This window comes from Kistimonas asteriae (assembly GCF_018263925.1).
Lineage (GTDB): Bacteria > Pseudomonadota > Gammaproteobacteria > Pseudomonadales > Endozoicomonadaceae > Kistimonas > Kistimonas asteriae.
In genome coordinates, this window is the sequence record NZ_JAEVHF010000003.1 from 223482 (window position 1) to 244102 (window position 20621).

Genomic DNA, 20621 nt, shown 5'->3' on the forward strand with positions numbered 1-20621 from the left:
GGGTATGGACGATGCCGGCATACCCGTCACTACAGAGGCACAAAGAGCCTCAGATCTACTGAATAATCACACTATCCGACTTCTTTGACCGCCCCAGCAAACGATCCTGAAGCGCCATACCCACCGCAGAAAGTACAAACGTCAGATGAACGATGACATACCACATAATTTTGTCATCTGGCGTATTACTGGCATTCATAAACACTCGTAGTAGGTGAATCGAAGAGATCGCTACGATGGACGTCGCCAGTTTCGCCTTCAGCGAGTCTGCATCCATCTTGCCCAGCCAGGAGAGTTTTTCACGCTCTGACTCCCCAACTTCCAGCCGGGAAACGAAATTCTCATAACCGCTGAACATCACCATCAATGCCAGTCCACTGATCAGCACCAGATCGACCATGCCCAGGATATGCAGAATGAGATCACGTTCAGGCATTTCCAGCAGATGTGAGTACAGAAGCCACACATCCTGAAAGAACTTGACCAGGACAGCCAGCAGAATCAGCGACAGCCCAAGGTAAAGTGGCGCCAGAAGCCAGCGCGACGCGTAAATACAGGTATCAAAAAATTTTTCTATCATGGTCCCCCACCAGAAAGCCTAAACTGGCGGGGGATAAAATACCTGATGAAACGTGTAAAAAACAGAAAAACCGGACAGCGATTCAGCCCCGGTTCAGACAAAACATCGCTCCAATGTACTCAGTGGCTCAATATCTGCCCCAGGAACAGCTTGGTTCGTTCTGATTGTGGGTGATTAAAAAAGTTCCCAGGATCATTCTCTTCAATGATCTGCCCACCATCCATGAAGATCACCCGATCAGCCACCGTCTTGGCAAATCCCATCTCATGGGTGACACACAGCATGGTCATGCCCTCCTCTGCCAGCTCCACCATGACATCCAGTACTTCCTTGATCATTTCAGGATCCAGGGCAGAGGTTGGTTCATCAAACAGCATGACGCTGGGATTCATACAGAGGCTCCGCGCAATGGCCACGCGCTGCTGCTGCCCCCCGGATAACTGACCGGGGTATTTATCTGCCTGATCAGGAATCCGTACCCGTTCAAGGTATTTCATCGCGATTGCATCCGCTTCATTCCTGGGCATCTTGTGCACCCAGATCAGACCAAGCGTGCAGTTCTCACGAACGGTCAGGTGAGGAAACAAATTGAAGTGCTGGAAGACCATGCCCACATCCTTCCGGATATGCTCAATATGCTTGAGATCATTGGTCAGCGGTACACCGGCTACCGTGATGTCACCTTCCTGATGCGCCTCCAGCCGGTTAATACAGCGAATCATGGTAGATTTTCCTGAACCGGATGGACCACAGATGACAATACGTTCTCCCCGTCGTACGGTCAGATTGATATCCTTCAGCACATGGAAATCACCGTACCATTTGTTGACGTTGACCAGTTCGATAACCGGTTCTTTTAGTATTTCAGCACGCGAATCCGTTGCACTCATCGAATCATCCAACTTCAATAGCTACTGTTTTTTAAGTAGGTGAGTAATTTATACCCACCCAAACGCTAGTTTGGCATTATTGCTCTTCAAACAACTGGACATGAACATCAGTTTGATCCAATGACCACGCACCAGGAGTAAACAAACCTATCCCAGGAAGCAAAAGCAATAGCGTCCCTGCAGCATCAAGAGCCCCAGTTCCATTAAAGTGATGACCAATTGTACGTTGTGCAGGATGATATCCCTTCTTATTGCATTGAATGCTTAAATCTCTATTTCGTGGAACTTCTATCTGTGTGGGGCTTTTATAGCGTTGTCCATTGACAGTCAAAACTGAAGAATCCGGTGTACATGTTACGTTGACTGCTTGAGTACTTGGCCTGAATGCAGAGCAAGCTGTTGTTGATACAATTGCTATCGTTAGAGGTATTAAAAAACTTTTCTTCATACTTTTGGTCCTTTCTTCATTTTTATTTTCAAAAATTCAGCTGCTCTTATGACCGGTATCCAGTTTGCGCTCCAGTGCGAGGCTGTAGCGGGACATCCCAAAGCAGAAAGCCCAGAAGACAAAGCCCGCAAACAGATATCCCTCTGAGGAAAATCCGAGCCATTTGGGGTCATTTAACCCTGCCTGAACAATCGCCAGTAAATCAAACAGTCCAATTATCAATACCAGGCTTGTGTCTTTAAACAGTGCTACAAACGTATTCACGATACCTGGGATACAAATCTTCAACACCTGCGGCATAACCACTAGCCCCATGCCTCGCCAGTAACCCAGACCGATGGCAGCCGCCGCTTCATGCTGCCCCTTGGGAATCGCCTGCATACCACCACGGATAACTTCCGCCAACAATGCCGCCTCAAACAAAATAATCCCAATCATGGCTCTGACCAGCTTGTTGAGATCAATCTCCTCGGGCACAAATAACGGCAACATCACCGACGCCATGAACAGGATGGTGATCAAGGGCACACCACGCCAGACTTCAATAAACACGACAGATAGCGCACGAATCAACGGCATGTCACTACGCCGTCCGAGCGCCAGCACAATGCCAGCGGGCAGCGCAAAGACCATACCGACCAACGCCAGCACCAGGGTCAGCATCAGGCCACCCCAGTAATGGGTTTCAACAACCGAAAAGCCAGGGCCACCATAGAGCAGCCACCAGGAACTCAGCGGAAACCCGGTAAGAAACCAAAGCGCACCCCACTGCCGTGCCGGCATGCGATCCCATAACACCCAGACGATCACAACAGCCAGCTGTACAAAAAACAGGTTGACCCGCCAAAGCTCACTGTCAGGATAAAAACCATAGATAAACTGCTGTAGCCGTGAGCCAATGAACACCCAACAGGCGCCACCACTGTCACAGTCCATTCGGCTATCACCTATCCAGTCTGCATCAATCAGCGCCCATTGAACGAAAGGCGCCAGGGCAAACCAGAGAAACGCCAGCCCTGCCAGCGTCAGCACTGTATTGGCCGGCCCATCAAACAGATTGTCTCTCAACCAACCCACAATCCCTCTGCGGGCAACGGGCGCAGGCCGATCCGGCAATGATTTGTCATTCACCATCATGCAGACTTCTCCACCAGTGCCATTTTACGGTTGTAGAGGTTCATCAATAGCGAAACCAGCAGGCTCATCATGAGATAAACGGCCATGGTCATGCCGATGATTTCTATAGCCTGTCCGGTTTGGTTCAGCGTCGTCCCCATAAACACGCTGACCATATCCGGATACCCAATAGCTGTTGCCAGGGAAGAGTTTTTGATCAGATTCATGTAGTGGGTAGACAGTGGTGGAATAACTACCCGCATGGCTTGGGGAATAATCACCAGCCGTAACGTACGCCCCCGCGAAAGCCCCAGCGCATGTGCCGCTTCGGTCTGCCCCTTGTTGACGGATTCAATACCGGATCGGACATTCTCAGCGATATACGACGCCGTATAGAAAACAAGCCCCAGCAGTAATGCCATTAATTCCGGCAAGACGGTGATTCCACCCCGAAAGTTAAATCCTTTCAGTTGCGGAGCCTCCCACACCACAAGGTTTTGTCCGAATAGCATGACAAGCGCTGGCAATCCCAACAGCATGGCAATGGACATCCATGCAACAGGCAACGTCTGTCCTGTCTGACGTTGGCGGCGCCTGTTGCAGAATACCAGCAGAAAGCTGGCAGCTATCGCCAGAAACAGGGCGGCGGCCAGCCAAACGGCTCCGGATTGAAACAGGGGTTCAGGGACATATAAGCCTCGAACATTGAGAAATACACTTTCCCCCAGTGACAGGCTTTGTCGTGGAGACGGCAAAATTCGCAGTACCGCGAAATACCAGAACATAATTTGTAGCAGGACAGGAATATTGCGAAAAATCTCGATATACGTGCCACAGAGGCGAGAAACCAACCAGTTGCCCGACAATCGCCCAACACCGACAAGAAAACCAACAACTGTCGAAAGCATAATGCCTAAAATAGAGACCAGAATGGTATTGAGCAGACCAACAATAAACGTACGACCAAAGCTATGGGATTCATCAAAATCAATCAGGGTTTGCGTAATTCCAAAACCTGCTGATTGATCCAGAAAATCAAACCCGGTTGTAATCCCACGTTTTTCAAGATTAGTAACCGTATTATCAACAATCACAATCACCAGAAAAGCGACGACTGCCGCAACAATCACCTGAAACAACAAGGCGCGTTTATCGGGATCATTCCAGAAACGGGTTTTCATCTGATTATGGGAAGCTTTTACACCCATTCCTGCTCCCTCTTGAAATAGCTGCTATGCAATGTTGGTTCTATCCGAAAACAACGAGCGACACTGGGCAAAAAAACCATCAGCTGTCGCATTATTATTGTTATTCACTACCGCTGACTCAGCATAACCTGACGACAGCAATGACGTACTGCTGCCAGCGGAGGTGTCACGCTGCAGCAGCGGCAAGGACTGCCGCGGTAGCTCCACAGGGTCAGGAAGACCCTTCGGAGCGGCGAAAGCGTGACACCTCCGCTGGCGGCTTCCCGGCAGTTCGACTAAACAAAAAATACCGGGTATCTCTGCTTACCGGAAAGGCGGTGCATAAAGAATCCCGCCATGGTTCCAGAGCGCATTGATGCCCCGGGACACTTTCAGGGAAGACTTATCACCCACATTACGCTCAAAAATTTCACCGTAGTTACCCACCTGCTTCACGATCTGATAAGCCCAATCATCAGACAGTCCCAGTCCTTTGCCGCCGGGGCCATCGGAGCCCATAAACCGGGCAACCGCCGGGTTGGTGGATTTCTGCATTTTGTCGACATTCATGGTATTGATACCGAGTTCCTCGGCATTGACCAGTGCGAAGAGCGTCCATTTCACGATATTGAGCCACTGATCATCCCCCTGTCGTACGACCGGCCCCAGTGGCTCCTTGGAAATCACTTCTGGCAGAACAACGGCACTGGCAGGCTTGGCCAGACGCAAGCGCTGACCATAGAGACCCGACTGGTCAGCGGTCAGTACGTCGCAACGCCCCGATTCGAAGCCCTTAACGGTCTGGTCAGCGGTATCGTAGTTAACTGCCTCGTACTCCATTCCGTGCTGACGGAAATAATCCGCAAGGTTCAATTCGGTCGTACTGCCTGAAAGGACACAAACGGCCGCGCCATCGAGCTCACGAACGCTTTTAACCCCCAGGCTTTTACTGACCATAAACCCCTGGCCGTCATAATAGGCGACACCGGCGAAATGCAGACCGAGAGTATTGTCACGAGTCTGTGTCCAGGTGGTGTTACGGGACAACACATCTATTTCACCGGACTGCAGGGCGGTGAAACGCTCCTTTGAGGTCAACGGGGTATAACGGACCTTGCTCTTGTCGCCGAGTACGGCTGCGGCTATTGACTGACAGACCTCGACATCTAAACCTGACCAGTTGCCTTTCTCATCCGGTGCAGAAAAACCAGGCAGTCCGGTATTCACACCACACTGCAGATAGCCCCTCTCTTTTACAGACTCCAGTGTTGAGGCTCCCATCGCCATGGTCGATAGCGTTCCCAAAGCAAGGGCAGCGCCGGCCAGCCATGAATGACGTCGGTTTTTGACAGGGGTGTGATCAATGTTTGTTTTCATGTCCCATTCCTGTGGTTTTTTCTTGTGTTTTTCTTGTTATGTTCTTTTTCAGAATGTCCGTAAAGCAAGTTACAGGCCAGACAATTATTCTTTTCATAGTTACCTTGTCGCTACCTTACCGGAACGGCGGCGCGTATAAAATCCCCCCGTCCCGCCATAGCGCATTGAGACTTCGATCCATCAACAGCGGTGAAAGAATCCCCAAGTTTCGCTCAAATATTTCGCCATAGTTGCCGACCTGACTGATAACCTGGGCGGTCCAGTCCTTTGGCAGCCCCATACTGTCAGCCGGTATCGACATTTCAAGGAATCGTTCAACGGCTGGGCCGCGCGAGCGCTGGGCGATTGTTTTCTGCGCCAGCCCCAGCTCTTCACCATTGATTAGCGCTGCCAGTATCCAGCGCACAATATTGAACCACTGGTCATCGCCCTGCCGGACAACCGGCCCCAACGGTTCCTTGGAAATCATATCGGGTAACACAACCGCGTTTGTGGGCTTTTTCAGGCGTAAACGAAGGGCATACAGCTGCGACTGATCGGATGTGACGACATCACACCGCCCATCCCTGAACGCACTGGCAACCGCATCATAGTTTTTCATGACAACCGGACGATAGGATTGTCCCTGCTGCTGAAACCAGTCTGCCAGATTCAGTTCTGTGGTTGTCCCTGCAATCACACAAATTGAGGCATCATCCAGTTCGGTTGCACGCCGGATTCGTTGTTTTTTCCAAACCAGGAATCCTTGGCCATCATGGTAACTGATACCGGCAAAATCCAACCCCAGGGCGGTATCACGGGAAAGTGTCCAGGTGGTATTTCGGGAGAGCAGGTCTATCGCGCCAGACTGTAGCGCCGTAAAACGCTCCTGCGCGTCCAGTGGGATAAAGCGCACGGCATCTGCATCCCGTAAAACAGCCGCAGCGACGGCACGACAGAAGTCTACATCAAACCCCTGCCACAACCCCTGGTCATTCTGTGAGGCAAACCCCGGCAAACCCGGATGAACACCGCAGCGCAGGAAACCGCGCTCCTTGACCGTCGCCAATGTGTCCGACCATGCGGTGAGCGGTGTCAGGATCACAAACATCAAGGCTGCAATGCGATACCAGAACGAAATCATGGTGTGTTGTCTTTTTTATTTTTCAATTATCTGCGCAGCTGCCAACCTTAGCGTTTTTTTACGCCATGAAGCAATCAACGTTGCGGCTGTCAGCCCTGATTTCCCACGGGAACTGCCGGGATATAATCCCGAAAAGCTGTGATACACTCCCATACCGCCGCACATTGAACAATAACGGTATGACACCCTATGGCAGAAACCTCCTGTTCCCCGATCCTGATTACCGGCGGCGGCCGGCGGTTGGGCCTGTACAACGCACGGGCACTGAAACGGGACGATCATCCCGTCATCATCACGTACCGGACGGAGAACGATGAACTGGAGGCATTGCAACGGGAAGGCATACACACTATAAAGGCGGATTTTTCCAGTAACGAGAATATCCTGGCCTTTATTGGCAGGATCCAACAGGAAACTGACAGCCTGCGAGCCATCATCCACAATGCGTCCGAGTTCACACCTGACGTTGATTCGCCGCTGGATACCGACACCCTGGCTTCACTGTTCCAAGTCCATATGATGGCGCCATGGCTGATCAACCGGGGTTTGCGACCTTTGCTTGAGAATTGTGACAGTGGGACGGCGGACATCATCCACATGACAGACCACAACACCCGTCATGGAAGTGCGACACACGCCGCCTATTCAGCCACCAAAGCCGGCCTGGAGAATATGACAGCGTCAATGGCGCGCCTGTTTGCCCCGACTATCAAGGTCAATGCCATCGCCCCCTACCTGATCATCATGAATGAGCAGGATCGGGAAGCCGAAAAGGCCGGGCGTCTGCAGACACCGCCCATGGGGCTCGCACCCGGGGAACAGGTCATTTACCAGACCGTTCGTTTTCTGTTGGATAATCCATACATCACCGGCGCGACCATTCCTGTTGACGGTGGCATGAGTCTCACCCAGCTCCCGCTTCCGACAACCTACAACCACATGGATTCAGAATGATTGATAACCTGACCGAACACTACCGCAACATCCTTCACTCCCTGGGCGAAGACCTGGAGCGCGATGGTCTGCGTAACACCCCACAGCGTGCGGCCAAAGCCATGGCGTTCCTGACCCGGGGTTATCACCAGGATCTTCATGAAATCGTCAATGGTGCGGTCTTTGAATCCCGCAATGATGAAATGGTGGTCGTGAAGGATATTGAACTGTATTCCCTGTGCGAGCATCACCTGTTGCCGTTTATCGGCAAGTGCCATGTCGCCTACCTGCCGAACGGCAAGGTGCTGGGCCTGTCAAAGTTTGCACGCATTGTGGACATGTTTGCCCGTCGGTTACAGATCCAGGAAAACATGTCCCAGCAAATTGCTGAAGCGGTGATGGAAGTGACCAGTGCGCGTGGCGTGGCTGTTGTCATTGAAGCCAAGCACATGTGCATGATGATGCGTGGTGTTGAAAAACAGAATTCATCCATGACGTCTTCCGTGATGCTGGGCGATTTCCGAACCAACCTCCCCACCCGGGAAGAGTTTCTCCGCCACATCAGCTGATTGCATCGACAGGTTACTGGCGACCTTAGCCAGTAACCTTTAGCGCATTGTGTCTCACGGATTCAACACCCCTGAACCCGCTGTATTGTTCTGAAGTGCCTGGGTGGCACTCTGAATATACGCCTCCAGCTGCACCTGCATGGTTTCCTCAACCGTCTGATTCTGTATCGCCACCGCCTGTGGATGGCTACCCAAATGATAGCGGTATAACCGACTGCCAAATCCCGGTGTCAATACCAGCGCCAGATCGCCTTCAACAATCGCTGCCATCTGACTGCCACCTGAAGGTTTTATCACCCCAACACCCGGCGCTGACGAAGGCAGGCTTAACAAATCACGCCCCCAGCACTGATGCTGCTGTGGCTCTCCAAAGCGCCCCATGATAGTCGGCACAACATCCACCTGGGTACCGACCGTTGCCCGTTCTCGACCAAACTGCACCTGTATACCCGGCGCGATCATCAGCATGGGCACATAGAATCGCAACAAATCGATATCGGTCAGCTGTAACGGTGATGAAAACCCATGGTCGCCAACAATCACGAAGAGGGTCTGGTTAAACCAGGGGTAGGTACGTGCAGAGCGGAAGAACCGACCCAACGCCCAGTCTGAATAACGCATCGCAGTCAAATGCTCATTCTGTTCATCATGGCCGGTCACCGATGATACCGGCAGGGGGTCGGGCAACGCATAAGGCGTATGGTTCGACAGCGTCTGAACAAGGGCGTAGAACGGCCTGTCCTCAGGCATGCTTGCCAACTCTTCGAGGGCGCGATCAAACACATCCTGGTCTGAAACCCCCCAGGTAGTATCAATAAACACAGGGTCGATAAAATCATCTCGACCAATAAACGTCGTCATGCCCTGGTTACGGAAGAAGCCGAACTGGTTATCCCAGGCAAAGTCGCCGTTATACACATAAACATCACGATACCCACGAGCCGAGAGAAGCCTGGGCAACCCTGAAAACTGGTGAGCCCCTTCCGGTTGCTGCATCAGGTATTCATACCCCGGAAGATTGGGGAAGCAGGCCATGGTGGCAAACATGCCCTGATGGGTATGTGTGCCATTCGAAAAGAACCGTGTAAATAACACGCCCTCTCCCACCAACGTATCAAAATTGGGCGTAATATCCTCTGGCCCACCCAGCGCCCCGACAAACCGGCCGGCAAAACTCTCCATGAGGATTATGACCACGTTACGGACACCGGGCATCATACCGGCAGCCGGTGGCTGAGTGATGCGCCGGATGACAGCAGTTTCTGCATCAATGAGTTGATCATCACGTGTCAACAACATATCCCGCGCCAACGTTATCGCCTCAGCGTCCGGCATAAGCCCCACCCAAGCATGCTCACCAGAGTGGCTGAAATGCTGGATGGCCGCCTGGCTCAGCGTGAAGACCCCATTCAACGCCAGCTGATTGGCAAATAGAGACTCTCCCTGGAACGCATCGCCCCATCGCAATGGCGGCCCACTGCGGAACGTTCCCCTTGCCAGCGCCAAGTCTACTAAGAAGACACAGGCAAAGGCCATCAGGCGCGTAGCCAGCCCGCGGGCTCTTTGTGGTGTCGGTTTTTCACAATAAAACCGGGTTCGCCTATCAATCCACCGAAACAGGGAAAACACTAGCAGCGTCAGCACCAGCCAGCCCACCAGATAACGCAATACAGGAAAGCCATGCCATAACATGCTCATGACGGTGGCAGGATCTTCCTTCAGATACTGGAATACCAGGTTGTTCAGACGTTGATGAAACTCCCGGTAAAAATCCAGCTCCAGTAGTCCCAGGAAAACACTGAGACTTGACCACAGCGTCAGCCACACACAGTAAAATCGTCTCGCATTGTTCGTCACCGGCAATAACGTGCCCAACACGAGCGGCAGACAGATGATCGCTATCACCCGCAGATCAAAACGCAGCCCTGTGATAAAAGCATGCTGCCAGTCAGATAGCCCCATACCTGCGGCAAGGTCCATGTTATAAAGCAGCAACAGCAGACGTAACAACGCAAACAACACCATCAAAATCAGCAGGCTACAAACTAGAAACAGCATATGCGCAGACAGGGATAAATGTCGTTGATACGACGAGTGCCAACTTGTCATGGGGAAGGGTTCCAGATCAGGAATCAAGGTTGGCAGACAGTCCTATTCTTCTCTGATCAGCTCCAGAATCCGGTTTCTGCCCTGCTCTGCCACTAACATGCGTCGTTCACCGGCTTCAATAATAGTCTGTGCACTGCGCAGATGACTGGCAATAACGGACATTTCGCCATCAGCAAACAACAGCACCCGGGCATGGGCTGTGGCATCTTCAGTAATCCAGAGTCCTTCGGGGGTACACAGCAGATAGTTGGGTTTTTTGAGTCCTTCAATAACCACTTCCGGTGGGTTGACGTCATTAAACCGATAGACCTTACCCTGCTTTTTTTCAGAAAAATAAAGCGTCCCATCAGGACAACGGGTAATCCCCTCCATACCCTCACCTTCGGCATAGAGAACATCGAGTCGTTTCGTTGTATGGTCATAACGCAGCAAACGTCCCCCCTTGCGGTCTTCAACGGTATAAAGATAGCGATTCTGCCAAGCCGCAAGCGCTTCTACCGCGTTTCCCGTAAACAGTTCTTCAATCTTGCCCTGTCGATACCACAGGACAGGCGAAATACCACTTTCCTGCCCTACAGCTACACCATCACCAAAAGCCACCAGACCATCAGGCTTACCAAGGTTTCCCAGTAATAACTGACGTTCACCGTTTTTCAGGATATGTAGCAGTGTTCCACGGGGAGGATAAAATTCCTGTGTCGCATATAAGCCGCCATCAGGATGCAGTGCCAGTGCAGACACGCGGGGCACATCGTCAATCCAAGTACGGGAAGTCCATCCCTGTCCGGTGATGACGGGGAAGTAACGCACATAGAAACTCACCAGTAACGCCGTAAGCAGAATCACCAGCAAAAACAGCCAGACCGACAACGCAAACCTGTTTGCCCACCACTTCATCGTCATACTATCCGGAATAAAGGGGTTTCAACGGATATCACACGTATTCACGCAATAAACGACACAGGTCAAACAGGTATTGAGAACACCTGTTTGACCTGTGTCGTTTTATGAAGGGAAGTAAAGATCTAAATGGTAACTACTGCCAATCAAGAATGACCTTACCGGACTGGCCGCTGGCCATCACTTCAAAGGCTTTAGCGTAATCATCCACAGGAAAGTGATGAGTAATGACCGGTTCAATCGCCAATCCAGACTGCAACATGGTCGCCATTTTGTACCAGGTCTCGAACATTTCCCGGCCATAGATCCCCTTGATCACCAGCCCCTTGAAAATCACCTGATTCCAGTCGATCGTGGTATCGGCAGACGGAATACCCAACAGCGCCACCTTGCCGCCATGGTTCATTTTTTCTAGCATTTGCTCAAATGCCGCACCATTGCCCGACATTTCCAATCCGACATCAAACCCTTCCACCATGCCCAGTTCGTTCATGACATCATCCAGCGATTCTTTCATGACGTTGACGGCGCGGGTCACACCAATCTTTTCTGCAAGACCGAGCCGATAGTCATTCACATCCGTGATCACCACGTGCCGCGCACCGACATGACGGGCAATGGCAGCACCCATAATGCCAATGGGACCCGCACCAGTCACCAGAACATCCTCTCCCACCATGTCAAACGACAGCGCCGTATGCACAGCATTGCCATAAGGATCAAAAATCGAGGCCAGATCATCACTGATATCATCGGGAATCGGAAAGGCATTAACCGCCGGGATACACAGGTATTCAGCAAAGGCACCCTGGCGATTGACGCCGACACCAATGGTATTACGACACAGGTGGCGCCTGCCCGCCCGGCAGTTCCTGCAGTAACCGCAGACCAGATGGCCCTCACCCGAGACACGATCACCTTGACTGAAACCTCGAACCCCCTCGCCCATCGCCACAATTTCACCGATAAACTCATGACCGGTGGTCATGCCTAGCGGTACGGTTTTCTGGGACCAGTCATCCCAGTTGTAGATATGGATATCGGTGCCACAGATTGCGGTCTTACGGATCTTGATCAATACATCGTTATAACCGACCTCTGGGACGGGTTTGTCATCCATCCAGATGCCTTTTTCCGGTTTCAGCTTTGCCAGCGTTTTCATGACGGCCACCTGCTGCGACTGTATTGATTATTGAATAAGACCCAGTTCACGTCCGACTTTGGCAAATGCCACGATGGCTTTGTTCATATGCTCGCGATCATGAGCTGCTGACATCTGGGTGCGGATTCTGGCCTTACCGTCCGGCACCACCGGAAAGGAGAAACCGATCACATAAATGCCTTCTTTCAGCATACAATCTGCGAACTGTTTCGCCAGTGATGCATCGCCGATCATGACAGGAATAATCGGGTGGTCCATGCCTGCCAGCGTGAAGCCCAGTTTTTCCATCTCACTGCGAAAATAGCAGCTGTTGTCATTCACCTTCTGACGCAGTTCACCACCCGCCTCCAACATATCAAGTACGCGAATGGAGGCCGCTGCAATCACCGGGCAAAGGGTATTGGAAAACAGATAAGGTCGGGAGCGGTTACGCAACCACTCAACCACCGGTTTACGCGCACTGACGTAGCCTCCGGAGGCGCCACCCAACGCCTTGCCCAAGGTGCCGGTCAAGATATCCACACGTCCCATGACATCGTTGTATTCATGTGTACCGCGCCCATGCTCACCAATAAAGCCGGTCGCATGGCAGTCATCCACCATTACCATGGCGCCATACTGATCCGCCAGATCACAAATCCCCTTAAGATTGGCAATAATGCCATCCATAGAAAAGACACCATCTGTGGCAATCAACTTGTGCCGCGCACCATTGGCATCAGCCTCCTTCAGGCGGGCTTCCAACTCTGCCATGTCATTATTGGCATAGCGGTAACGTTGTGCCTTGCAGAGACGGATGCCATCAATAATGCTGGCGTGATTCAGGGCGTCGCTGATTATGGCATCTTCCGGCCCCAGCAGCGTTTCAAACAGGCCGCCATTGGCATCAAAACAGGAGGAGTAAAGAATCGTATCCTCCATACCCAGGAAATCCGATAGGCGCTGTTCGAGCGTTTTATGGATCGAGTGGGTACCACAGATAAAACGGACGGAGGCCATGCCATAGCCATACTTTTCCAGAGCCAACTTACCTTCTTCAATCAGCTCCGGAGCATTCGCGAGACCAAGATAGTTGTTGGCACAGAAATTAATAACCTCCGCGCCGCCGGCGACCTGAATGTCGGCCTGCTGCTGGGAGGTGATAATCCGTTCATCCTTATAAAGCCCCCTTTGCTTTAACTCATCCAACTGTCCCGATAATTGTTCATAAAAAACATTACTCATATAACCTACCCTTCTTAAACTGAAAAACGACAACATTCATTAAACGTTAGTTACTATTTGGCTGGACAGGGATAAACGCTAGTTCCAACACGCTAAGTCAACATGGAGGTCTGACATTGAACAATATAGACAAAAGTATTAAAAACCATTTTTTTCGAAACTATTCCTCTAACAAAATATCTAATAATACGTAACAAAATTGGACATTCAATGTAGATAAATAGTTTATCAAGGAGATAAATAAATGTTTAAAACACAAACCTCTAATTCTAGTCAGGCGAATCCCTACGTTAGTTACAATCCAGCGGAGCCCCTTCTTCCCGAGTTCCAGACCAAAGCGGGCGTCAGTCTTTCACCCACTAGTCCCACCAAAATGTCTGAGCCTGATGCGACATTCCCTGAAATAGATCCGACAGGTATTGATACGCGCAAGGTAGAAAACATCAACAAAAGAAAAACCCCTGAAGTCCTTTTTGCATTAGGTGTTATCTTGACTATTGCAGGTTGTGCAATCGGTATAGCCTTTGGCTTTACCTTTATGCCAATACTCATTCCTTTCATGATTCTAGGCCTTGGCGCCGGAGCCATATTTTTTGAAGCTGCTTTTGTTGTCAAAGATGAACAGTATCAAGACCTCCTCAAGGTTTTCAACAAAAAGGGAAAAACTGATGAGGTATCGGACTCTTTGCACCAACCTATTTTTACAGTTGATGGAGGTGCCAAGTGTTCAGAAGTAGCACCATTTTCAGACAGGAGGAACCTGCTCGATTCACCTCAAGATACGGCTTCACCATATACCGAAAGGTACTAACGCGAATACTTTATAGAAATCACAATGTGGAATCTATCCAGCCAGAAAGGGTGTAACCAATCCTTTCTGGATGCTATTTGTAGCATTTCAGCCGTGGAAAAACCAAAGCGATAGGGGATATTTAACTGCAGGTTATATAAACACCAATAATGGCGAACTTTCAAAAACAACGCCTTAACTTATACTAAATCAAACAACTCTGCCTTTAACTATCAAAAACTGGATACTAACTAAAACTAATCACAATAGAAGTCATGTTAGAAATCCTATACGAAACAGTTATTCTCCTATCGAACAACTGAATTTTACAATTATCAGCCCATCTAATCACTCGAGCAGAAAGTTATTGTGACTTTAACAAAATCATATTTACGAGGCTGACCTATGCAACTTGAAACAAAAACCCAACTGCACCAACACACCATTGAAAAACCTAATATGACCTGTGGGAAAAGCGAATCTAAAAGCCATATTCCAGCTGTCACAAAAACATCCGCCCTCCCTAAAGTCACTCACCGCTTCACTGACAACTTTTATAAATATGACTTAGAAGAAGGGACTAAACTAGACAATAGAGATATAGAGCCAGTGGATATAATAAACTGCATATTTTTTTCTATATCCTATTTTGTTTGCGTACCTGTAATCGCTATTGGAATAATACTAACTTTCCCACCTATAATATTAGCAGCAGCGGCGGCAATAATAGTATGCACTCTCATTCTTTTTCTTGGGGAAGGAATATTTTTTTCAATAATCAGATCTGACGGATGCCTTCAACATGCACAGCAGATGTTAGCACCAACAACGCAAGAACAGGCAAATACATTACAACGCCAAGCAATAGAAGTCTGCAAAAAAAAACAGTCTGAACTAGATAACTTACGGGCCATTATAGATGACGCTTTCAGCTCTGATAACAGCAGTACCTTAAGCAAAGAGACGTGCAAGGAAATTGGCGATAAAGATTTAAAAGGTGCCCCTAAAAAGCACTCTACCCATGAAGTAGTTGAACTAGACGAAATCCGATCACTAACAGAATCAATATCAAAACTGAAAAAAATCTATAATGTGAAAAGCACCATCGACAACGATGGAAAAATAGATTTTCAGGCAAATGGCACACCTAATCTAGAAGATTTACCAAAATAATCTAACAACTGATATCATACTTCCTCGAATAAACAATCTCGCCCAAGGGGCGGAGTACCAAAACAGTCCCAACCATCTACTCAACCTTCATTTCGTTCGCCTGGGAAGTTAGCGCCGCGAGTGACGAGGAATCGCCCCTCAAAGGTGAAAATTTACTTAAGATAAAAAGCCAATGATACGCACTACTATCCCTGTTACGCGTATAATGGCATCTCTTCGTTACTCTTCATAAAATGCTATTCAACATAAAGCTTGCGCAATATAAAGGCGTTCAGATTCTCTTGTCCAAGATCGCTCTGACTAACAACTACTGCATTATCAGGATATGAGCACAGCTGTATACTCTGCTGCGGCATGGCGGCAACCAATACAAGAAGACCCGCATTATAGAGCGATTTCGCACTTTCCAGCCAATGCCCTGCCTCAGAGTACTCAACAACCACCGGTAAATAACCCCGATCAAAGAGGTTACGCTCTAACCGCTTCACATCCGCATCTTCTGGGAGCACCACCCATGCCGGTTTATGCCCAAGGCGCACCTGCCGGTCATGCATTGAAACAGGCAACAGTGCCTCTTCGCCCACTTCGGTTTTTCCACGGATCATACCGGCGCCAACCGTGACATGGCTCATCCGGTCAATAATAATGAACGCGCCCATGGTCCGGTTATTCTGGTACCGGTCAAAGGCTACGTCTTTTTCCAGAATGAGACGACACAGCCCAATTTCATTCAACCCAAGCTGATCAGCATTGCCTTTTGCCAGGGTGTTCACATCAACCCGATGCTCAATATCACGCACGGTGCCATCCACCACCGTGGAGGCTAGTTTGATGGCATAACGACGACCCGGCTGCAGCGGCTGCTCCGCCATCCAGACCACCATTGCGTCCAGCGCATAGTGCACATCCGCCAGGTTATCGGAAAGGGCCAGCGTATCACCGCGGCTGATGTCGATTTCATCACTCAGAGTCAAGGTCACTGCTTGACCGGCAAAGGCCTCATCCTGTTCCCCATTCCAGGTAACGATGGATTTCACGGTGGACTCTTTTCGGGAGGGAAGTACGGTGACAGCATCTCCCGGTTTAACGACACCGGAAGCCACTGTGCCAGTGTATCCCCGGAAATTCAGATCCGGCCGGTTGACATACTGGACGGGAAAGCGGAAATCAGTCAGGTTCCTATCACCGTCAATTTCAACGGTTTCCAGAATCTCCATAATCGAACCTTCGGTATACCAAGGGGTTCGATCACTTCGATTCACCACATTGTCGCCTTCCAGCGCTGACATGGGCACAAACCGAACATCACCGAGGTTCAGTTTCTCGGCAAAATCAAGATAGTCATTGCGGATCTGTTCGAACCGGTCTCGAGAGAAATCCACCAGATCCATTTTGTTGATGGCAACAACCAGATGCTTGATACCCAGCAGATTGGCAATATAGGTATGCCGCCGGGTCTGGGTCTGCACCCCATATCGAGCATCGATCAGGATGATGGCCAGATCACAGGTCGATGCGCCGGTCGCCATGTTGCGGGTGTACTGCTCATGACCCGGCGTATCCGCAATAATGAACTTTCGTTTCGCTGTGGAAAAATAACGATACGCGACATCAATGGTGATGCCCTGTTCGCGCTCCGCCTGCAGGCCATCCACCAGCAAGGCCAGGTCCGGCCGGTCGCCCTGAGTGCCGGACTGCCGGCTGTCTGCATTGATCGCCGCCAGCTGATCTTCGTAAATCATTTTGGAGTCATGCAGCAGACGCCCGATCAGGGTGCTTTTCCCATCATCGACGCTGCCGCAGGTCAACAGCCTCAGCAGTGCTTTTTCTTCGTGTTCCTTGAGATAACCAAGGATATCCTTTTCAATCAATTCAGACTGGTGACTCATGGCAAGCGTCCCCGGAAGCAGCTGGTAAACGACAAATTCAGTTTTATGGTTGGACTGGAAACGCTAGAAATAGCCTTCCTGCTTTTTCTTTTCCATGGAGCCGGACTGGTCATGGTCGATCACCCGCCCCTGTCGCTCCGATGTGCGTGTCAGCAGCATTTCCTGGATGATGGATGGCAAGGTATCCGCCTCGGACTCAATCGCACCGGTCAAGGGGTAGCAGCCCAAGGTACGGAACCGGACCTTCTTCATCACCGGTGTCTCACCCTGTTCCAGCGGCATCCGGTCATCATCCACCATGATCAAGGTGCCATCTCGCTCAACGACAGGGCGTTCCGCCGCAAAGTAGAGTGGGACGATCTCGATATTTTCCAGATAGATGTACTGCCAGATATCCAGCTCGGTCCAGTTAGACAGCGGGAAAACACGAATACTCTCGCCTTTCTCATGCCGTCCGTTGTAGTTGTTCCAGAGTTCCGGACGCTGGTTTTTCGGATCCCAGCGATGATTTTTATCACGGAACGAGTAGACCCGCTCCTTGGCCCGGGATTTTTCTTCGTCCCGGCGAGCACCGCCAAATGCTGCATCAAACCCATACTTGTCCAGCGCCTGCTTCAGGGCTTCGGTCTTCATGATGTCGGTATGACGACTGCTGCCGTGAACAAATGGGCTGATCCCCATTTCCAGACCACGGGGGTTACTGTGCACCAGCAGATCAAGATCCAGCTTCCTGGCCTGTTCATCCCGGAAGGTGATCATATCGCGGAACTTCCAGGTGGTATCCACATGCAGCAGGGGAAACGGTAGACGACCAGGGAAGAACGCCTTGCGGGCCAGGTGCAGCATCACCGCGGAATCCTTGCCGATAGAATACAGCATCACCGGGTTATCGAACTCGGCCGCCACTTCGCGAATGATATGAATGCTTTCGGCTTCCAGCTGCTTGAGGTGGTTCTGGTGATAATCCGTGCTCATGCGGTCACTCGTCTTCTGACACTGCAGTCGTCCATCGTCGGGGGAATCGATATGTTCTCCCCATTCGTCTGCAGTGCGGGCTTATGATTATTCGGGTACTGTCAGGAAATGCCACTATACCAATAAGGCTAAGGCATAAATAAGAGGATAATTAGATGATTATCTTATATACATATGACGGGAAGGGAGGGGCACAGACACTTCCCGTTGATCCGGGCGACTAGACCTGTTTTTTGTTTTTCATCAGGTAATCCAACAGCCCCATACCAATGGCCGAGACTACAAAGGTCAGGTGAATAAACACAAACCACATTAACTTATCGTTATCCACATGTTCGGCATCCATGAAAATTTTCAACAGATGAATCGAGGAAATCGCAACGATGGAGGCAGCCACCTTGGCCTTCAGGGAACCGGAATCCATTTTCCCCAACCAGCTGAGCTTCTCTGCCCCTTCCTTGATATCCAGCTTGGAGACAAAGTTCTCATAACCCGAATACATCACCATGACCAACAACCCACCAACCAGCACCACATCCACCAGCGACAATATCTTGAGGGTGACGGCCATTTCCGTGAGGTCAAAAAGGTGAAAAAAAAGATAAAAAACACTCTCGAAGAACTTCACCACCAGAATGATCAACACCAGACTCAGGCCAAGATAAACAGGCGCCAGTAGCCAGCGGGATGCGTACAGCAGATTCTCAAGCCATTTTTCCATGTGATGCCTTCCTCCATAAAGCATCCCTGCGGCAGGGATTTCGGCGTTTTTCTCTACGGTGCATTGTCTTTTTCTAGCTTAGTGCGTCATCGCAAAAAATGCCTGTACCATTAACCACCATACAACAGACTTCAAAGCTGGACATCGTCATAAGCCTGCCTCACCCAGGCCTGCTCTCCTGGATCATAGGCAATAGATAGCCCCTATCCATCACACGTTACAGCCTGCCGACTATGCTAGTTAGCCATTACACGTGGAAGACTGTCATACAAGCTTCTCGATAACCTCTGGCAGCCAAACAGACCGGATAATGTGATGAACTGGAACAATGCCTATGTCCTGCCCTCCGTCTGCGCCTTTCTATGTTTCTTAAGCGTGTTCGTATCTGCGGATGAAAGGGCGTCACTCCATCAACCGGCAGACAATGAGTCAGACCTGTTCATACTGAAGCCCTATCGAACCAACTATCTTTTGCCCGTGCATCACAGCCAGAAGCCCAACCAGGACTTCTTTGCGCCATTGAATCCCAACGACAGGCATGTCAAACGCACCGAAATTGAATTCCAGCTGAGTCTTCGCTTTGCCTTTGCAGGCAGCCTTTTCCGGCCAGACGATACATTTCAATTTGCCTATACCCAGAATTCGTTCTGGCAGGCTTATGACAAGTCTGCCTACTTTCGTGATACGGACTACCAGCCGGAATTGTTTTATACACTGCCCATAAACCATACTTGGGGAGAGTGGGTATGGCGCTCAGCCTCTGCGGGGTTTCTGCATGAATCCAATGGCAAGGGGGGCGATAACGAGCACAGCTGGAACCGGGTCTATCTGGACTTTCTGCTTGAGAACGGTAACGTCGCCATCAGCCTGAAACCCTGGGTCAGACTGAAAGTCACAAACCATGACTATAACAAGGATATCTCACATTACCGTGGCGACGGTGAGCTGCAGCTGTATTACACGCTGGACAACCACCAGCTGATACTCAAAAGCCGTAACAATCTCGGCAGCCTCTTTTCCCGGGGATATGAAGAATTCACCTGGTTGTTTCCCCTTCATCGTAACCTGCAGGGAATGATCAAATTAACCAGTGGTTACGGAGAGTCCATCTCTGATTACAACCATTACAATAATACCTTTGGATTTGGTGTTGCCTTTTCCCACTGGCAGTTGTGAATAACCAGGAAGGTGTTTCACTCTCTGCTTTAATTACTTCACTCGATACGCTTCTCTTTTGAACAAACCAGGTGATTCCATAGCAACATCACGGGAAATAAAACGAATAACATTGCTCTGAAGCATCAGCAAACGACACAACTCTGGAAATAATTGTCGTTTTATTGCCATAGGCGCGATTTCAAACGCTGACCCACCCGATTTCCAACAATAAACCTCAAATATTCTCGGAAAACCGGTTTTCAAAAACGGACTAATCCAAATCAATATAACGCATGA

19 protein-coding genes are annotated in these 20621 nt (G+C 50.1%); 5 read left to right on the top strand and 14 right to left on the bottom strand.

Annotated elements, in window-relative coordinates; translation table 11 throughout:
• Positions 1–55 precede the first annotated feature (55 nt).
• The 7 genes from KHS78_RS05395 to KHS78_RS05425 form a co-directional block, all read right to left on the bottom strand.
• Complete coding sequence (locus KHS78_RS05395; protein ID WP_246506127.1) at positions 56–580, bottom strand: TIGR00645 family protein; 525 nt, start codon at positions 578–580, stop codon at positions 56–58.
• A gap of 119 nt (positions 581–699) precedes the next feature.
• Positions 700–1470, bottom strand: a complete 771-nt coding sequence (locus KHS78_RS05400; protein WP_211825879.1) for an amino acid ABC transporter ATP-binding protein — start codon at positions 1468–1470, stop codon at positions 700–702.
• Between the two features lie 76 nt (positions 1471–1546).
• Complete coding sequence (locus KHS78_RS05405; protein ID WP_211825880.1) at positions 1547–1918, bottom strand: hypothetical protein; 372 nt, start codon at positions 1916–1918, stop codon at positions 1547–1549.
• Between the two features lie 36 nt (positions 1919–1954).
• Positions 1955–3055: an amino acid ABC transporter permease gene (locus KHS78_RS05410; RefSeq protein WP_211825882.1), complete on the bottom strand. Its 1101-nt coding sequence runs from the start codon at positions 3053–3055 to the stop codon at positions 1955–1957.
• Positions 3052–4242 carry an amino acid ABC transporter permease gene (locus KHS78_RS05415; RefSeq protein WP_211825884.1) on the bottom strand — a complete coding sequence of 397 codons (1191 nt, stop codon included), beginning with the start codon at positions 4240–4242 and terminating at the stop codon, positions 3052–3054. The genes KHS78_RS05410 and KHS78_RS05415 overlap by 4 nt, the downstream gene beginning before the upstream one ends.
• Positions 4243–4545: 303 nt before the next feature.
• A complete protein-coding gene (locus tag KHS78_RS05420; protein ID WP_211825886.1) occupies positions 4546–5598 on the bottom strand; it encodes an amino acid ABC transporter substrate-binding protein in 1053 nt (350 codons plus the stop codon).
• Between the two features lie 115 nt (positions 5599–5713).
• Positions 5714–6721, bottom strand: a complete 1008-nt coding sequence (locus tag KHS78_RS05425; RefSeq protein WP_211825888.1) for an amino acid ABC transporter substrate-binding protein — start codon at positions 6719–6721, stop codon at positions 5714–5716.
• A 189-nt stretch (positions 6722–6910) separates the two neighbouring features.
• Between KHS78_RS05425 and folM the strand changes: the two genes are divergently transcribed.
• Both folM and folE read left to right on the top strand, forming a co-directional pair.
• Positions 6911–7675, top strand: a complete 765-nt coding sequence (folM, locus tag KHS78_RS05430; RefSeq protein WP_211825890.1) for a dihydromonapterin reductase — start codon at positions 6911–6913, stop codon at positions 7673–7675.
• Complete coding sequence (folE, locus tag KHS78_RS05435; RefSeq protein WP_211825892.1) at positions 7672–8223, top strand: GTP cyclohydrolase I FolE; 552 nt, start codon at positions 7672–7674, stop codon at positions 8221–8223. Before folM ends, folE begins: the two co-directional genes overlap by 4 nt.
• 54 nt (positions 8224–8277) lie before the next feature.
• Here folE and KHS78_RS05440 read toward each other — a convergent pair whose 3' ends face one another.
• The 4 genes from KHS78_RS05440 to KHS78_RS05455 all read right to left on the bottom strand — a co-directional run bounded on the left by KHS78_RS05440 (position 8278) and on the right by KHS78_RS05455 (position 13618).
• Complete coding sequence (locus tag KHS78_RS05440; RefSeq protein ID WP_211825895.1) at positions 8278–10332, bottom strand: LTA synthase family protein; 2055 nt, start codon at positions 10330–10332, stop codon at positions 8278–8280.
• A 42-nt stretch (positions 10333–10374) separates the two neighbouring features.
• Complete coding sequence (locus KHS78_RS05445; RefSeq protein WP_211825897.1) at positions 10375–11229, bottom strand: SMP-30/gluconolactonase/LRE family protein; 855 nt, start codon at positions 11227–11229, stop codon at positions 10375–10377.
• A gap of 139 nt (positions 11230–11368) precedes the next feature.
• Positions 11369–12394, bottom strand: coding sequence for an L-threonine 3-dehydrogenase (tdh, locus tag KHS78_RS05450; protein ID WP_211825899.1), 1026 nt, complete (start codon positions 12392–12394; stop codon positions 11369–11371).
• Positions 12395–12421: 27 nt separating this feature from the next.
• A complete protein-coding gene (locus tag KHS78_RS05455; RefSeq protein WP_211825901.1) occupies positions 12422–13618 on the bottom strand; it encodes a glycine C-acetyltransferase in 1197 nt (398 codons plus the stop codon).
• Positions 13619–13862: 244 nt separating this feature from the next.
• On the opposite strand from KHS78_RS05455, the gene KHS78_RS05460 reads away from it, so the two are divergent.
• On the top strand, positions 13863–14429 hold the full coding sequence (locus KHS78_RS05460; protein WP_211825903.1) for a hypothetical protein: 567 nt from the start codon (positions 13863–13865) through the stop codon (positions 14427–14429).
• Positions 14430–14813: 384 nt separating this feature from the next.
• A complete protein-coding gene (locus tag KHS78_RS05465; protein WP_211825905.1) occupies positions 14814–15581 on the top strand; it encodes a hypothetical protein in 768 nt (255 codons plus the stop codon).
• Positions 15582–15817: 236 nt separating this feature from the next.
• On the opposite strand, the gene cysN is transcribed toward KHS78_RS05465, so the two are convergent.
• The 3 genes from cysN to KHS78_RS05480 all read right to left on the bottom strand — a co-directional run bounded on the left by cysN (position 15818) and on the right by KHS78_RS05480 (position 19166).
• Positions 15818–17470 carry a sulfate adenylyltransferase subunit CysN gene (gene cysN / locus KHS78_RS05470; protein ID WP_211825908.1) on the bottom strand — a complete coding sequence of 551 codons (1653 nt, stop codon included), beginning with the start codon at positions 17468–17470 and terminating at the stop codon, positions 15818–15820.
• Between the two features lie 63 nt (positions 17471–17533).
• Positions 17534–18445 (bottom strand): sulfate adenylyltransferase subunit CysD, encoded by a 912-nt coding sequence (gene cysD / locus KHS78_RS05475; protein ID WP_211825910.1) that lies wholly within the window; start codon positions 18443–18445, stop codon positions 17534–17536.
• A 220-nt stretch (positions 18446–18665) separates the two neighbouring features.
• Positions 18666–19166 (bottom strand): TIGR00645 family protein, encoded by a 501-nt coding sequence (locus KHS78_RS05480; RefSeq protein WP_211825912.1) that lies wholly within the window; start codon positions 19164–19166, stop codon positions 18666–18668.
• A gap of 315 nt (positions 19167–19481) precedes the next feature.
• Between KHS78_RS05480 and KHS78_RS05485 the strand changes: the two genes are divergently transcribed.
• Complete coding sequence (locus tag KHS78_RS05485; protein WP_211825914.1) at positions 19482–20342, top strand: phospholipase A; 861 nt, start codon at positions 19482–19484, stop codon at positions 20340–20342.
• Positions 20343–20621 lie beyond the last annotated feature (279 nt).

What these genes read in the sequence shown, in the direction of transcription:
- KHS78_RS05485 (WP_211825914.1), top strand. Translation starts at nt 19,482, where the DNA reads ATGAACTGGAACAATGCCTATGTCCTGCCCTCCGTCTGCGCCTTTCTA.
- KHS78_RS05405 (WP_211825880.1), bottom strand. Translation starts at nt 1,918, where the DNA reads ATGAAGAAAAGTTTTTTAATACCTCTAACGATAGCAATTGTATCAACA.
- KHS78_RS05465 (WP_211825905.1), top strand. Translation starts at nt 14,814, where the DNA reads ATGCAACTTGAAACAAAAACCCAACTGCACCAACACACCATTGAAAAA.
- KHS78_RS05420 (WP_211825886.1), bottom strand. Translation starts at nt 5,598, where the DNA reads ATGAAAACAAACATTGATCACACCCCTGTCAAAAACCGACGTCATTCA.
- KHS78_RS05400 (WP_211825879.1), bottom strand. Translation starts at nt 1,470, where the DNA reads ATGAGTGCAACGGATTCGCGTGCTGAAATACTAAAAGAACCGGTTATC.
- folE (WP_211825892.1), top strand. Translation starts at nt 7,672, where the DNA reads ATGATTGATAACCTGACCGAACACTACCGCAACATCCTTCACTCCCTG.
- KHS78_RS05415 (WP_211825884.1), bottom strand. Translation starts at nt 4,242, where the DNA reads ATGGGTGTAAAAGCTTCCCATAATCAGATGAAAACCCGTTTCTGGAAT.
- KHS78_RS05460 (WP_211825903.1), top strand. Translation starts at nt 13,863, where the DNA reads ATGTTTAAAACACAAACCTCTAATTCTAGTCAGGCGAATCCCTACGTT.
- tdh (WP_211825899.1), bottom strand. Translation starts at nt 12,394, where the DNA reads ATGAAAACGCTGGCAAAGCTGAAACCGGAAAAAGGCATCTGGATGGAT.
- KHS78_RS05455 (WP_211825901.1), bottom strand. Translation starts at nt 13,618, where the DNA reads ATGAGTAATGTTTTTTATGAACAATTATCGGGACAGTTGGATGAGTTA.
- KHS78_RS05425 (WP_211825888.1), bottom strand. Translation starts at nt 6,721, where the DNA reads ATGATTTCGTTCTGGTATCGCATTGCAGCCTTGATGTTTGTGATCCTG.
- KHS78_RS05445 (WP_211825897.1), bottom strand. Translation starts at nt 11,229, where the DNA reads ATGAAGTGGTGGGCAAACAGGTTTGCGTTGTCGGTCTGGCTGTTTTTG.
- KHS78_RS05410 (WP_211825882.1), bottom strand. Translation starts at nt 3,055, where the DNA reads ATGATGGTGAATGACAAATCATTGCCGGATCGGCCTGCGCCCGTTGCC.
- KHS78_RS05440 (WP_211825895.1), bottom strand. Translation starts at nt 10,332, where the DNA reads ATGACAAGTTGGCACTCGTCGTATCAACGACATTTATCCCTGTCTGCG.
- cysN (WP_211825908.1), bottom strand. Translation starts at nt 17,470, where the DNA reads ATGAGTCACCAGTCTGAATTGATTGAAAAGGATATCCTTGGTTATCTC.
- KHS78_RS05480 (WP_211825912.1), bottom strand. Translation starts at nt 19,166, where the DNA reads ATGGAAAAATGGCTTGAGAATCTGCTGTACGCATCCCGCTGGCTACTG.
- KHS78_RS05395 (WP_246506127.1), bottom strand. Translation starts at nt 580, where the DNA reads ATGATAGAAAAATTTTTTGATACCTGTATTTACGCGTCGCGCTGGCTT.
- cysD (WP_211825910.1), bottom strand. Translation starts at nt 18,445, where the DNA reads ATGAGCACGGATTATCACCAGAACCACCTCAAGCAGCTGGAAGCCGAA.
- folM (WP_211825890.1), top strand. Translation starts at nt 6,911, where the DNA reads ATGGCAGAAACCTCCTGTTCCCCGATCCTGATTACCGGCGGCGGCCGG.